Origin of the sequence: Snodgrassella sp. ESL0253, from assembly GCF_013344965.1 — a bacterium.
GTDB lineage: Bacteria > Pseudomonadota > Gammaproteobacteria > Burkholderiales > Neisseriaceae > Snodgrassella > Snodgrassella alvi_B.
Genome location: NZ_JAAEDQ010000002.1, coordinates 44924 through 58640, shown reverse-complemented (window position 1 = coordinate 58640; position 13717 = coordinate 44924). Strand labels below are relative to the sequence as shown.

At 34.4% G+C, this 13717-nt stretch carries 11 protein-coding genes; 3 read left to right on the top strand and 8 right to left on the bottom strand.

Annotated elements, in window-relative coordinates:
- Positions 1–64 precede the first annotated feature (64 nt).
- Both GYX26_RS02145 and GYX26_RS02140 read left to right on the top strand, forming a co-directional pair.
- A complete protein-coding gene (locus GYX26_RS02145; protein WP_174827866.1) occupies positions 65–871 on the top strand; it encodes a sulfite exporter TauE/SafE family protein in 807 nt (268 codons plus the stop codon).
- Between the two features lie 23 nt (positions 872–894).
- Positions 895–1530, top strand: a complete 636-nt coding sequence (locus GYX26_RS02140) for an MBL fold metallo-hydrolase (protein ID WP_174827865.1) — start codon at positions 895–897, stop codon at positions 1528–1530.
- Between the two features lie 201 nt (positions 1531–1731).
- Here GYX26_RS02140 and GYX26_RS02135 read toward each other — a convergent pair whose 3' ends face one another.
- The 5 genes from GYX26_RS02135 to rfbB all read right to left on the bottom strand — a co-directional run bounded on the left by GYX26_RS02135 (position 1732) and on the right by rfbB (position 7858).
- A complete protein-coding gene (locus tag GYX26_RS02135) occupies positions 1732–3006 on the bottom strand; it encodes an AmpG family muropeptide MFS transporter (RefSeq protein ID WP_174827864.1) in 1275 nt (424 codons plus the stop codon).
- Positions 3007–3233: 227 nt separating this feature from the next.
- Positions 3234–4853 carry a DNA recombination protein RmuC gene (rmuC, locus tag GYX26_RS02130; RefSeq protein ID WP_174827863.1) on the bottom strand — a complete coding sequence of 540 codons (1620 nt, stop codon included), beginning with the start codon at positions 4851–4853 and terminating at the stop codon, positions 3234–3236.
- 237 nt (positions 4854–5090) lie between these two features.
- On the bottom strand, positions 5091–5660 hold the full coding sequence (gene rfbC, locus GYX26_RS02125; RefSeq protein WP_174827862.1) for a dTDP-4-dehydrorhamnose 3,5-epimerase: 570 nt from the start codon (positions 5658–5660) through the stop codon (positions 5091–5093).
- 7 nt (positions 5661–5667) lie between these two features.
- A complete protein-coding gene (gene rfbA, locus GYX26_RS02120; RefSeq protein WP_174827861.1) occupies positions 5668–6549 on the bottom strand; it encodes a glucose-1-phosphate thymidylyltransferase RfbA in 882 nt (293 codons plus the stop codon).
- Positions 6550–6784: 235 nt separating this feature from the next.
- Positions 6785–7858 carry a dTDP-glucose 4,6-dehydratase gene (gene rfbB / locus GYX26_RS02115; RefSeq protein WP_174827860.1) on the bottom strand — a complete coding sequence of 358 codons (1074 nt, stop codon included), beginning with the start codon at positions 7856–7858 and terminating at the stop codon, positions 6785–6787.
- 250 nt (positions 7859–8108) lie between these two features.
- Here rfbB and GYX26_RS02110 point away from each other — a divergent pair, with 250 nt between their 5' ends.
- Positions 8109–9158: a hypothetical protein gene (locus tag GYX26_RS02110; RefSeq protein WP_174827859.1), complete on the top strand. Its 1050-nt coding sequence runs from the start codon at positions 8109–8111 to the stop codon at positions 9156–9158.
- Positions 9159–9275: 117 nt separating this feature from the next.
- Here GYX26_RS02110 and GYX26_RS02105 read toward each other — a convergent pair whose 3' ends face one another.
- The 3 genes from GYX26_RS02105 to GYX26_RS02095 form a co-directional block, all read right to left on the bottom strand.
- The gene (locus GYX26_RS02105) at positions 9276–10310 is read right to left on the bottom strand and encodes a glycosyltransferase family A protein (RefSeq protein WP_174827858.1); all 1035 of its coding nucleotides are present in this window, start codon (positions 10308–10310) and stop codon (positions 9276–9278) included.
- A gap of 4 nt (positions 10311–10314) precedes the next feature.
- Positions 10315–12450: a hypothetical protein gene (locus GYX26_RS02100; protein WP_174827857.1), complete on the bottom strand. Its 2136-nt coding sequence runs from the start codon at positions 12448–12450 to the stop codon at positions 10315–10317.
- A gap of 242 nt (positions 12451–12692) precedes the next feature.
- A complete protein-coding gene (locus GYX26_RS02095; protein WP_174827856.1) occupies positions 12693–13700 on the bottom strand; it encodes a hypothetical protein in 1008 nt (335 codons plus the stop codon).
- Positions 13701–13717 lie beyond the last annotated feature (17 nt).

Here is a 13717-nt window from a genome sequence, read left to right as displayed (position 1 = left end):
GAAATAATGCAATTTCAGCTTAATCATTAGCAGATAACAGCATTACTGTTTAATCAACTTGCCTATGGAACTGCTTACTTATTTATTAATAGGTGCTGTAGCAGGCTTTGCCGCCGGCCTGTTTGGGGTTGGCGGTGGATTGATTGTCGTACCTGTTTTGTATATCGTTTTTATGCATGCTGGCTATGGCGAGGCTGTAAGCATGCATCTGGCTCTGGGAACATCACTGGCTACCATCATGGTTACTTCCATCAGTTCCATGCTGGCCCACAATAAAAACCATGCAGTACTGTGGCTGGTACTAGGGCGGTTAACTCCCGGGCTCATACTGGGTTCATTCGGAGGTGCAGCCATTGCTGATGCTTTATCTGGTCAGAAGCTACAACTGGTTATTGGTATTTTTACCCTGTTTGTTGGTATCAACATGTTTCGAAGTGCTCAGATAAAAATCAGTGTGCAGCATAGACAATCAATTAATCCAAACTGGCATTGGTTTGCTGGCGCTGTTATCGGCATAGCCTCCGCCTTATTTGGCATTGGTGGCGGCAGCTTAACCGTGCCCTATCTGAATCGCAGCGGGCTGGCCATGCAACAGGCTGTCGGTACCTCTGCTGCCTGTGGCTTGCCAATTGCAGTTGCAGGTGCTTTAGGCTTTATGTTTTTTGGTGTGCATGAGCAAATTCATATAGCCCATACCATTGGCTATGTCCATATTTATGCTTTTATTGGCATCAGTATAATGAGCTTTATCACGGCTAGACAGGGAGCAAAAATAGCACATCGGCTTTCACCAGCTATATTGAAAAAATGTTTTGCCTGTTTATTATTGTTTATGAGCATGTATTTTTTAAGCAAGGCTCTGTTATTATAGATGGGTAGCGAGGTAAAGGAAAAATGGCTTTACAAATGCAAGTTATACCCGTGACACCGTTTCAACAGAATGCGGCGTTACTATGGGATGATGTTAGCTGCGACGCAGTATTAACAGATGTTGGTGGCGAGGCTGAACGTTTACTAAGCGCAGTAGACAAGCATCAGCTTAAACTACAGGCAATCTGGTTAACACATGGCCACCTTGACCATGCTAGTGGCGTAGCAGATTTAATTGCCCAGCACACTGTTCCAGTATTGGGGCCACATCAGGCAGACGATTACTGGTTGCAGGCATTGCCAGAAGTTACTGCTAATTATGGTTTTCCTATTAGTCAGCCGTTTACGCCTACCCGTTGGTTACAGGATGGTGATAAATTAACTGTTGGTGAACATACATTTGTTGTCTATCACATACCTGGGCATACACCCGGCCATGTCGTATTTTACAGCCAGGCCAATAGCCTGCTAATTGCTGGTGATGTTTTATTTCGGGAATCTATTGGCCGTACTGACCTCCCGGGTGGGAATCATACTGATTTAATCCGTGGGATTCAGAGTAAATTGTTTACTCTGCCCGATGATACTCGGGTTTTGCCGGGGCATGGATTCATGACTACTATTGGTCATGAAAAAGAACACAATCCATTTTTGCGGTAATCAGGCTACTACTTATTTTTATCATACTCAAATTTAAATATCGGAAAATAACCAGAAGTATAGAGAATGTTTATAATAGTGTCTTGATAAATGTAATTTATATATAAATCAACAATTTAGTTAATGCATATCAATTGCAGGCAAATATCTGGTAATGCTTCTTGCGCATTAAATCACGGGTAATAAATATTCAAACATTGGTTACTCTTTATTCCATGGCGCAACTTTCACTAATAGCAGCATACCCGGTAAGGCCAGAAAAAAACATAACCAGAAAAAGCTCACATAGCCCATCCATTTAATCAAATAGCCTGTGGTCGCGTTAATCAAGGTCCTTGGTGCCGCAGCGAGACTGGTAAACAGTGCCAGTTGTGTCGCCGTAAAGGTGGGATTAGTTTCCCGCGCCATATAAGCCACAAAAGCAGCCGTACCCAAGCCTACACCAATAGCTTCAAATCCAATAACCGCAGCCAATATCAACAGCTGTTTTGTGCCGATAACCGTAAAAGGCCCAAGACTAGCCAGCCAGGCAAAACCCAGAATAGAAAAAACCTGTACCAATCCGAATAGCCATAAAGCACGATTAATGCCTAGTTTAATCATCCAGATACCGCCCAGAATGCCAGCAATAATCGTTGGCCACAAACCAGCATTTTTGGCAATCAGGCCAATATCTTTCTTACTAAAGCCCATATCCAGATAAAAAGGCGTAGCCAGCGCAGTAGCCATACTGTCACCAAGTTTATACAGGAAAATAAAAAACAGTACCAGCAAGGCATTTTCAACACCCTTGCGTACAAAAAATTCTTTAAAAGGCTCAATAACTGTTTGCTCAAGAGACTTAGGTGTCGTTGCTGGCAACTTTGGTTCGTTTGCCAGCAAGAGCGTCATCAACATACCCGGCAGCATAAATAATGCTGTAATAGCAAATACCGTTGACCATGGATATATATCAGCCAGAATGAGCGCCAAAGAGCCAGGTACCAGTGCAGCGATACGATAGGCATTAACATGAATCGCATTGCCCAACCCTAACTCATTGTTCTGTAATATTTCGCGCCGGAAAGCATCCAGCACAATATCCTGACTGGCGGCAAAAAAAGCCACAAACAGAGACAGAATTATAATTGCAGTTTTGTTCTGCTGCGGATTAAGCTCCGTATAGCCTAGTAGTGTCAGCAATAGGGCAACCTGTGTGACAAACATCCAGCCACGTCGTCTTCCCAACCATGGAAAATGAACCGCATCCATCAGTGGCGACCATAAAAATTTCCAGGTAAAAGGTAAACCAACGATTGAAAACAGACCAATAGTAGCTAAATCTACACCTTCATCACGCAGCCATGCCGGAATCAGATTAATCAGAAAATATAACGGTAAACCAGAACTGAAACCGGTAAACACACAAATCAGCATATGACGGCTAAAAATTTTATGCCATAAAGATTCAGTTAATTGAGTATTGTTCTGATTCATACAGATATAATCCAACAGCAAATCACACATGCCCGAAAAATCTGCATAAATCTCAATTTTTTATGCAATTGGCACAAATTGTTAAAAAAGAAAACAGAATAGTTATAAATAACTATTGTACGCTAGTTTGAAATAGCATAAAGCTCTGTGTACTCTGGCTTATAGCAGGTGCTATTTAAATCATTAATATAAAACAGATAATTAAATCATAAATCCATAGAGCTTTTTCAGAGAGAATCTGTAGTGGCTACAGGAAATTCTTCTTCGTCCTCTTCCGGACATTGATAGTGTTCAGGCAAATTTTTACTGCTTTGCACACCCAATTGACGCAATTTATTGGCCTTGCTCACCAGATTCCCGCGGCCACTTACCAATTGGCCCATGGCTTTCTGAAATTGTCCCTGTGCCTGATCCAGATTTTTACCTACACCTTCCAGAGTATTTACAAATCCAACAAATTTGTCATACAACTTGCCACCTTCTTTGGCAATAGTCAAAGCATTCTGATTTTGTTGTTCGCTACGCCAGATATGAGCAATCGTACGAAGCGTAGCCAGCAAAGTACTGGGGCCAACCAGCATAATCCGCTTTTGAAAGCAGTCATCAAATAGCTGATTATCCTGTTGCAGGGCAAGTAAATAGGCAGGTTCAACCGGAATAAACATAAACACAAAATCCAGCGTATTTAGTCCATCTATTTCATCATAGCATTTGGCCGAAAGCTCTTTAATGTGCTGGCGTACCGATTGAATATGCGCGGCCAGTGCCTTATCAGCACTACTGGCATCAGTGGCCTGAGTATAGCGAACATATGCTGTAAGCGAGGTTTTGGCATCAATAACTATCTGTTTATTTTCCGGTAAATTTACCAGCACATCCGGTTGCAAGCGGCGCTGGCGGCCAAACTCATCAATAACAGAGGAAGATGCCTGTAAAACATATTCACGCCCCTTATGCAAACCAGAATTTTCCAATACCTTTTCCAGAATCATTTCGCCCCAATTACCCTGATTCTTATTCTGGGTACCAGACAGAGCTTCAGTAAGTGCTTTGGCATCACTATGTAATTGTGCATTAAGCTGCTGCAAGTGTTTCAGCTCAGTTTCCAGAGTAGTCCGCTCTTTAGCTTCTTTTTCATAGGTATTTTGCACCAACTGACTAAACCCTTTCATGCGTTCGTGCAAAGGATTCAGCAATTGGCTAAGACTGGCCTGATTCTGCTCACTGAAGCGTTTACTCTTCTCTTCCAGAATATCATTAGCCAGCGACTTAAACTGATCACTGAGACTAGCACGAGCCTCATTTAAAAGCGCCAGTTTTTCTTCATATGCCTCACGTTCATGCTGAAGCTGCGTCGCCAGACGGCTATTTTCCACACGGGCATGATTTAATTCTGCCTGAACCTGCGTATACTCTTCTTCACGCAAGCGCCATTCCTCACTTCGCAATAGCCAGTCCTGTAACTGTTGTTCTGCTGCAGCCAGTTTAGTAGAAATAGCTTGATATTGTTCCGAGGCTAAACGATATTGCTGCCGCTCGTGTTGTAATGTTTCTTGAACATTGATTAATTGGGTATTAACAGCCTCAGCAGCACTCAAACGCTTGTGAACAAGCTGTAATTCCTGACGGCAGTGGCTCAGTTCAGTTTCATTATTCTGATTAATTTGTTGTAAATTATTTGCTTCTGTTTGAATACGAACCAGTTCATTTGTTGCTTCCGATAGACGCACGTGCCCAGCCTGACGTTCCTGCAATAATTTTTGGCGTGAAATTAAATGGACAACAGCAGAAACCAGTATAAGTGCAATAATCCAAATCAGCCAGATGCCTAAAGTAACAGCTGTCATAATAAAATAATACCAAAAACTAATGCAAAGAGAGCAATAATAATATCATGGCCGTATTTTTACAGGAACTTATTTAAAAATAGGGATTCAACAATCTGAATAAATCAGCTTTCTCAGCAAATTTGTCTTTAGACTTTAATTTGAATATTTATAAAAAAATAAATAGTTAACTGATATTATGATTAATACTAAAAGAGTGCAAGCAATAACACTTTTAATGTGGTTCCAAGAGGCTAACTATATGATGTACGTTTTAAAATGTGCGAAATTTGGAGCCTGAGCATCTTTAATTGTCTGATTAACTACCATATCTGAGCTTATAGGCCAAGAAATAGCTAGTTCAGGATCATTCCAGAGCAGACTGCGCTCACATTCTGTGGAATAAAAATCAGTTGTTTTATATAAAAACTGAGTATTATTTTCCATGGCGATAAAACCATGGGCAAAGCCTGCAGGTATCCAGAATTGTCGAAGATTGGTTGCAGAAAGTTCAACTCCATACCATTGGCCAAATGTAGGGGAGTCTGGGCGTATATCAACTGCTACATCCCAAACACTCCCCTGAACAACACGAACCAGCTTACCCTGTTCATGTGGTGAGATTTGATAATGCAAGCCCCGTATCACACCTTTGTGCGATAGGGAGTGATTGTCCTGCACAAAAATTGGACAAGGCAGATCGCGCTCTTGCAAAGCCTGCTCAAACTGGTTTTGATTGAAGCTTTCCATAAACCAGCCGCGATCATCTGCAAAAACATCTGGTTCAAAAATTAATAAGTCTTTAATAGGCGTATCAATGATATTCATATTTACTTTACTTGGTAAATTCATTATATACTTTCAATAAGTATTGTCCATAACATGTTTTGTGCAGAAATTTACCACGTTCATACAATTGCTCAGCAGTTATCCAACCATTATTGAAAGCAATTTCTTCTAAACATGCTATTTTTAACCCCTGACGCTTCTCTATAGTTTGGACAAACTGGCTGGCATCAATTAGAGAATCATGTGTACCAGTGTCTAACCAAGTAAAACCTCTTCCCAATAATTGAATATTTAGTTGCTGTTGACGTAAATAAAAATTATTTATATCAGTAATTTCAAGTTCTGATCTTGCAGAAGGACGGATTTGCTTTGCTATTTCAACTACCTGATTGTCATAAAAATATAAGCCAGTAACTGCATAATTAGATTTTGGCTGAACTGGTTTTTCTTCAATCGATAATACTTTACCATCAGAGCCAAATTCAACTACACCAAATCTGTTGGGATCATTAACATAGTATCCAAATATGGTAGCACCAACGGTCTGATTACAGGCAATTTGTAATTGCTGACCAAAACTTTGTCCGTAGAATATATTGTCACCTAGAATCAAAGCAACGCTCTCATCACCGATAAATTCTTCACCTAAAATAAAAGCCTGAGCTAATCCATCAGGGGACGGCTGAATTTTGTACTTAATTTTTATACCGATAGAACTGCCATCATTGAATAATTTTTGAAAATTTGACAAATCCTCTGGAGTTGAGATAATCAGTATTTCATTGATTCCTGCCATCATCAATATTGATAAAGGATAATAAATCATAGGTTTATCATAAACTGGCAATAATTGTTTTGAAGTACCTAATGTGATGGGATAGAGGCGAGTACCAGAACCTCCCGCAAGAATAATACCCTTACGTTTCATAATTTTCTTTCTAATTAAATTTTCTAATTTCTATAAACTGTTTAATGTTAAGTAGGCGGTTAGTATTATAACCTTATTAAAAATATTTCTATATTAAATTAAAATTTATGTATTAGTTTAAACTACAACTTATTAACAAATGAAACCAAACCATTACTATAATTTGATAATTAATATTAATAAATATAAAAATTATAATATGATTTAATTAAATTAATTGGCATAAATCTATATTCTATAGTGAACAGGTATACTGATTCCTGAGCCAGTTTTGATACTCGCCTGTCTGGATATTTCTAACCCATTGTGGATTTTCTATATACCAACTAACTGTTTTAGCCAGACCAGAATTAAAACTTTCTTGTGGTATCCAACCTAGCTCATTTTGAATTTTGCTCGCATCAATAGCGTAGCGAACATCATGGCCGGGTCTGTCTTTAATATAAGTAATTAAATCTTTATATTTGTTAATTCCATTGGGTTTTATGGGAGCTAACTCCTCAAGTAAAGCACAGATACTTTCGACAACATCAATATTTTTTTGTTCGTTGTGGCCACCAATATTGTAACTTTCTCCAATTGTACCTCGAGTTAAAACCATATAAAGAGCACGAACATGATCTTCGACATATAACCAATCCCGAATTTGTTTACCATTGCCATATACCGTTAAGGGTTTTCCGGCTAACGCATTTAAGATGGTAAGTGGAATGAGTTTCTCTGGAAAATGATAAGGGCCATAGTTATTTGAACAGTTGGTGATAAGTATAGGAAGACCATATGTCCGATACCAGGCACGAACAAGGTGATCCGAGCTTGCTTTACTGGCCGAATAAGGAGAACTTGGTGCATAAGGCGTGTTTTCTGTAAAGTAATTGCTGGTAGCATTAAGATCACCAAACACTTCATCTGTTGATATATGATGAAAGCGAAAAGTTGAATGTTTATCCTTGGCAGCACGCTGCCAATATAGACGTGATGCTTCCAATAGCTGGAATGTACCCAGAATATTAGTATAAATAAAATCGTCAGCCGCACTGATTGATCTATCGACATGAGTTTCGGCTGCAAGGTGCATTACTGCATCTGGTTGAAAATTGTCAAATATAGTTGATAAAGCATTTTGATCAGTAATATCAGTTTGAGAAAAATGGTAACGTGGATTATTTATGACGATTGATAGTGATTCTAAATTACCTGCATATGTCAATTTATCAAGATTCAGTACTTGGTGTTCTGTGTGCTGGATAATAAACCTAATAAGGGCTGAACCTATAAAACCGGCACCACCTGTTATTAATATATTCATTCTGCTACTTCCGCAATAATTATAAAATCAATTTCAATTTATTAATAAAATAGTTAATTTATATCTTGTATAAATTTTAAACTAAAAACAAAATACAAATTATAGTATATTATAGATTTTTATATTTAAGTTTGCAGCAAAATAAGCATTGAAGTTGAGTATAAGAATATAAAAAATGGTTATATTTTCATATCTATGGCTGTAGTAAAGTATAATTGAAAAATTGATTTCAAGTATCTGAGGCTTGCTAATGGGTAAAAAACGTATTATTCTTGGAATGCCCAAGCATAATAATATTGTAGCTGAAATAAAGAAAAATTTAGAATACTACGATTATGACGTAACTTTTGTTGACAGTAATCCTGATTATATCAAACAATTTAAATATCAGAATAACATGGATAGGGTGCATCATGCTATTCGGAAAGTTTTTTATCGTGATAAATCTTATAAAAGCCAATTAAAAGAAAAATTGCTTCTGGAGAAAACCGATAAATATTTAGCTATGAAACAATATGATTATTCATTAATCATACGGCCCGATACTTATCCTTTGAGTCTTTTGCAGTTGATTAAAAGCTATACTTGTAAAAATATGGTAGGCTATCAGTGGGATGGTTTGAATCGATTTCCTGAAGTTATACCTATGATTGATTTATTTGACAATTTTTTTGTATTTGATGCAAATGATACAAAAAATATTGATTTTAAAAATTATCCTTTGAAAGGAATAACTAATTTTTATTTTGATATGTATAAACCTGAACCTGTGAAACATACTGGTACAATAGCATATTTTGTTGGTTCACATATTCTTGAACGTGTTTCTGCAGTAAATACTTGTATTAAGGAACTATACAAGAATAATATAAAATTAAATTTTATTATTCCAACAAATGATATTAATAAGATTCAACAATATAATCTACATCATTTAATTACTTTCGGTATGGAGAATAAGGTTTCATTTTATGAAAATCTACGTAATGTAAATAAATCTGATATACTTGTAGACATCATTAATCCAGTGCATAACGGATTATCCTTTAGAGTATATGAAGCTTTATATTTTCAGAAAAAATTAATAACTAATAATCCTTTAGTTAGAAATTATGATTTTTATAACCCAGCCAATATACTTATTTGGGATAATGAAACTTTAGCAAAAACTCTTCCAGATTTCTTGGCTAGCCCAATGAAGATTATAAATCCCGAAATTGTAAAAAAATATAGTTTTGGTAATTGGATAAAAAACATATTAAATTTATCTCCAAATCAAAAGATCAAGTTACCTTTATAGTATTAATATGATATTATGCAATAGTTATATTTGTCAACATGTAATATATTCTGCTAATTTTGTATATTATAGTGAGTAAAAGTACAATACCGTTACTCACCTTATTAGAATAAGCTATTATTTATTTCGCCATTTTCTAATTCTTTTCCTTAAATGCGCAGCCAACCGTTTTAAAGGAAAAGATTTTCTTTTTAAATATGTTACCGTTTGATAAATATCATTTAATTTTTTTGAATTCTCAAATTCTGCAATACGATAATCCAAATGCTGAAGTTTGTTCATTAATACATCTGTTTTTTGCGCATTACTAAGCAGGATTGCCTGTAATAGTTTTTGGTTTATATCATTATCCACTATATCTCTTATTATGCTATTAAAAAATCTATTTTTTTGTTCATTAAAATTATTATGATTAATTATCTTTGCGTTCCCATAATTATTTATGGCAGTCAATCGTTGATGATAGTAAGCAAGTGTTTTATTGAGTGTGATAATTTCACCAAATTTAATTAATCTTAAATTATAATCCCAATCACAAATTAATGGTAAATTTTCATTAAATAAACCAATTTTTTTTACTACTGTCATACGGATTAATAAACTTATTGGTAAAATAAAATTGTCCTGTATTAGATTAGCTATTCCAATTTGATCTTGCCACTTATACCATGGATATGTATTTAGTTGTTTGATTATATTATTCGTGATTTCCTCATTTACAATAGTACAATTAGCAACTACTGCTACTGCATCTTGATTATTTTTTAAGCAAAATACCGTATGTTCTAAAAACTCGGGATGCCAAGTATCATCATCGTCGTGTATTGCTAGAAAATCTTCTTTAACGATATTTAGCCCACAATTTAATGCTGACCCCATTCCTAAACAATGTTCATTATGAATAATCGTAATTTTATTCGCCAAGTCGGCTATATTTAACTGAACAATTTTTTCTACAGATTCTTGTTCTCCACCATCATTTATAAGATATATGTGCCATTTTTTATAAGATTGTTGAATTATACTTGCTAAAGCCCTAGTTAATGTAACAGGCCTTTTTTTTGTACGTAATATAATACCGACAGAATCATTCATATAGCCATCTAATTGGTTAATTGAAAAGTCATTAGTAATAGTTAGGTTATTATCCATATTTTTATCTCATCAAGAAAGTTTTAATTAAAGAAGGATAGTAATTATAATTAAAGTGTTCTTGAATAGTTTGATATAATCCTTTTTTAAATTCAGATTTATGCTGTTTCCAATAAGATAAAAGCCCACATGGCCATTCACTTTGATGTATTAATTTTCTAACTGCCTGTTGATTTTGAGGAATTGATAATTCAATTAACCTGCTGAAATAAGAATGGTCATATAACGCAGAATGGCGAATGCTACCTAAATATAGTTGTTCGTTTGAGTTTGGTGAAATGCATATCTGGGCAATCGCCGCAGTTGCATATTCACATTTTATCCATTCTTTTGTGATCCCATAAACATTTTCATTTTTTTGCCATTTTGAAATACTGTGAAATATACCTTTTTGAAAATTAATAATCTTCTTATTAAAGTACTTTAAATGATTCTGATTTTTATCTTCTTTAAAAATAGGTTCATATCTGTTGGTTTCACCATTTTTAGTGAAACCAATAGTGGTTTCATGATTTGCGGAATGTAGATTTTCAAGAATAACTACGGAATTGAGATGTAGAAATTGTTCCTCAGGACCCCAAAATATATTGAAAAAAGCAGATTTCATTGGACCACTTTTGTAGAGTTTACCTACAGCATTTTGATTTAACAAACCATAATAATATCCGTAAAGTTTGTTTGGAACATTCATATGAGTACGTAAATCTTCTATTGCCATCTGTATAGTTCCACCCCATCCTATATCAACGATTGCAATTTTTTTTGATAAATCAAATAAGCCTTCCTGTTGACAATAAGCTAATGTATTTTTATAGTGTTCATAAAAATAAGGTTTCAATACTGGAAGCAATTCTTTTTGGAGAAATGATTTTAGTTCATTTAATTTATTGAAGTTTACTTCGGAATCTAATGTTCCGAATTTTTTGTTGAAACTGGTCTTTGTAATATAATTTAAATCAATATTTAGTCTTTTAAAATATGTTCGATAGGTATCAGTGTGTCGGATTGATTCATTTACAAGAAAGGATAAGGAGCTTTCTGACAATTTATTGTAATTATTTAATTCTATATGACATACGGGTAATCTTAAAACTTTTCTAGATAAGTATAGATAACTTGATTTAGTATTACATTTATTATCATAATTTAATATATTCCATATATTATAAATAATTTGAGCATCTCTTGCGCAAAAATAAATGTGTTCAATCTTATTTTTTATTATTTCTTCGCTTAACCATGAAGTGAAACTCTGTAATAGCATACCTCCTAAGGTTATACCCAAATTTGTCCAAAATGATACTTCTTTATCTTTCTCTTCAATATTAATATTGCTATATAGATAATTCATTTTACTCATTAATGAAAAAGGTATTAAATTAGTGGATAATTGGGCTCCAATACGCCTCTCTCCCAATAATCTTGTATAATGGTAAGTATCTATGCCGGATTTCTTTGGTTGAATGACATCTGCATGAATATTATCTCCAATATGCAATATTTTCTGATTAGGATTATTTTTTATAACTGTTTGCCAGATTCGACCAGAATGTTTGGTTTGCATTAATTCAGCAGAAACATATAATTCATCATATTCAGTAAAGTTTTTATCTTTCAAAAGTTTTGCTATAAATTTTTTTGAAAGATAAATATCAGAAACAAAAATAATTTTTTTTCCAAGTTCTTTGAGTTTACGAATCAAAGTCTGATTATCTACAGATGGAACAATACATTGCATTTCAACTGTAAACTCCAATTCTCGTGCTTGAATCAGTTCTTTTTCTTTGCAAGGATAAATAATTGCGAGTTGATTATAAATATCGTCAACTGTTATTTCTTCGCGAAATTCTTGTTGCGATGCACAAATTCTGGCCTCTTCTTCCGCTTTAACACGGTTAATAGCGAAATTATCAAGAAATATTTTTTGTTCATAAAGTAATTTTTCTACATAAGAGAATACATCAATTGGACATTCAAATAATCTGGTTAGTATGGTATCGAAAATGTCAAATGATATTACTGAATAATCTTTTACTTGATGACAAATTTTAGAAATATATTGGTGATCAATTGCTAATTTATTTTCATAATAGTATTGACAAACAGAATGTAAAAGAGTATTTGCGTTAGTATAATTCATAATAGTCGTCATTCAATAAGAGTTGATTTGCTAAGCGAATAGTGATACCAAAATGTTTCTATATTGTACGATAGTTATAATGTTAATTGTTAGTGTAACCTAGTTTATAATTTATTGTGTTCAGGGAAAGTAATTACAAAATATGTAATTATAAATTTTATAAGTGAACTAAGAAAAACAGTTTTCCTTATGGTTATGGTTCTAAATATAATATCCTTGAACTAGTAGAATTAAGAGATATTTTAAAATTGGTCAATACCCAAAATTTTTTTTATCCAGTTTTTGAAACTATATTTTTCTACAATATGAGTATCTATTTGGATAAATGGTTTTGCAAGAAATTCCTGTATTTCATCTAGATTTCTTTCACCCCATATGAATATGTTATTTGGGTGGTAGAAGTCATAATATTGAACGTGTGTGTTAGTAGTAATCAATTTCTTCTGATAATAGAGTGCCTCAAAATGACGAAATGATAGCCCATTGTGCCCGGCAATAACAAAATCAACCAAAATATCTGCTGAATTGACATGCTTTAAATTCTCATAATAGGAGAGTCGTTTTTGTTTACCAAAAGTAATGTGCTTTGATTTATAGCATTTAATATCTTTAGCCTTGCTCGTAGGTATAACAAATTTGATATCAACTCCATTTTCAGCTAATTTTTCGGCACAATGTTCTATTGCTGCGACACGACAGGCTTGATGGTTACCGATATAGTAAGCTTGTAGTTTGTTATTTTTGACGCGGTGTGGCTGTACCATATCAAAATAAAAATTGGTAATGTTATGAAGTTGATGGTTTTGGTAGTCTGGGTTAGTTAAATCGGTATGATCGAAAATATAAAACTGGTCAAATAGATGAATAATATTTTTTACTGGAAATCGTTTTAGTCCATCCCATTGATAGCCAATAAATTTGTTCTTGGTGTGTTGTTTTAATAAAGTTAGAACATTCTGTGGGTAAATATCCGGACGAATGACTAAGGTATAGTCATAATGATTATTTGCAAGCAGTTGTTGTGCTTTATAAAAACTTTGTTTTACTTTCAGTTTCTTTTTATATGTGTTGCTCTTGGTAATGTGTTTGTGAAAAAACTGGTATGTGCGTTCCCAAAGATTGTTGTATTTGAATTTTAAAATACTATCTATACGTAATACCTCGTATCCATGAAATCGAAGATTTTTTTCAATTAATTCTACTATACCATTGCTCGGCGGCATGGCTAATATTATGGTTTTACGGGTCATGAAATGCAACAGATAAA

Bases quoted from the DNA above. Each gene is read 5' to 3' on its own strand.
- rmuC (WP_174827863.1), bottom strand. From the start codon at position 4,853: ATGACAGCTGTTACTTTAGGCATCTGGCTGATTTGGATTATTGCACTT.
- GYX26_RS02095 (WP_174827856.1), bottom strand. From the start codon at position 13,700: ATGACCCGTAAAACCATAATATTAGCCATGCCGCCGAGCAATGGTATA.
- GYX26_RS02100 (WP_174827857.1), bottom strand. From the start codon at position 12,450: ATGAATTATACTAACGCAAATACTCTTTTACATTCTGTTTGTCAATAC.
- GYX26_RS02105 (WP_174827858.1), bottom strand. From the start codon at position 10,310: ATGGATAATAACCTAACTATTACTAATGACTTTTCAATTAACCAATTA.
- GYX26_RS02135 (WP_174827864.1), bottom strand. From the start codon at position 3,006: ATGAATCAGAACAATACTCAATTAACTGAATCTTTATGGCATAAAATT.
- GYX26_RS02140 (WP_174827865.1), top strand. From the start codon at position 895: ATGGCTTTACAAATGCAAGTTATACCCGTGACACCGTTTCAACAGAAT.
- rfbC (WP_174827862.1), bottom strand. From the start codon at position 5,660: ATGAATATCATTGATACGCCTATTAAAGACTTATTAATTTTTGAACCA.
- GYX26_RS02110 (WP_174827859.1), top strand. From the start codon at position 8,109: ATGGGTAAAAAACGTATTATTCTTGGAATGCCCAAGCATAATAATATT.
- GYX26_RS02145 (WP_174827866.1), top strand. From the start codon at position 65: ATGGAACTGCTTACTTATTTATTAATAGGTGCTGTAGCAGGCTTTGCC.
- rfbA (WP_174827861.1), bottom strand. From the start codon at position 6,549: ATGAAACGTAAGGGTATTATTCTTGCGGGAGGTTCTGGTACTCGCCTC.
- rfbB (WP_174827860.1), bottom strand. From the start codon at position 7,858: ATGAATATATTAATAACAGGTGGTGCCGGTTTTATAGGTTCAGCCCTT.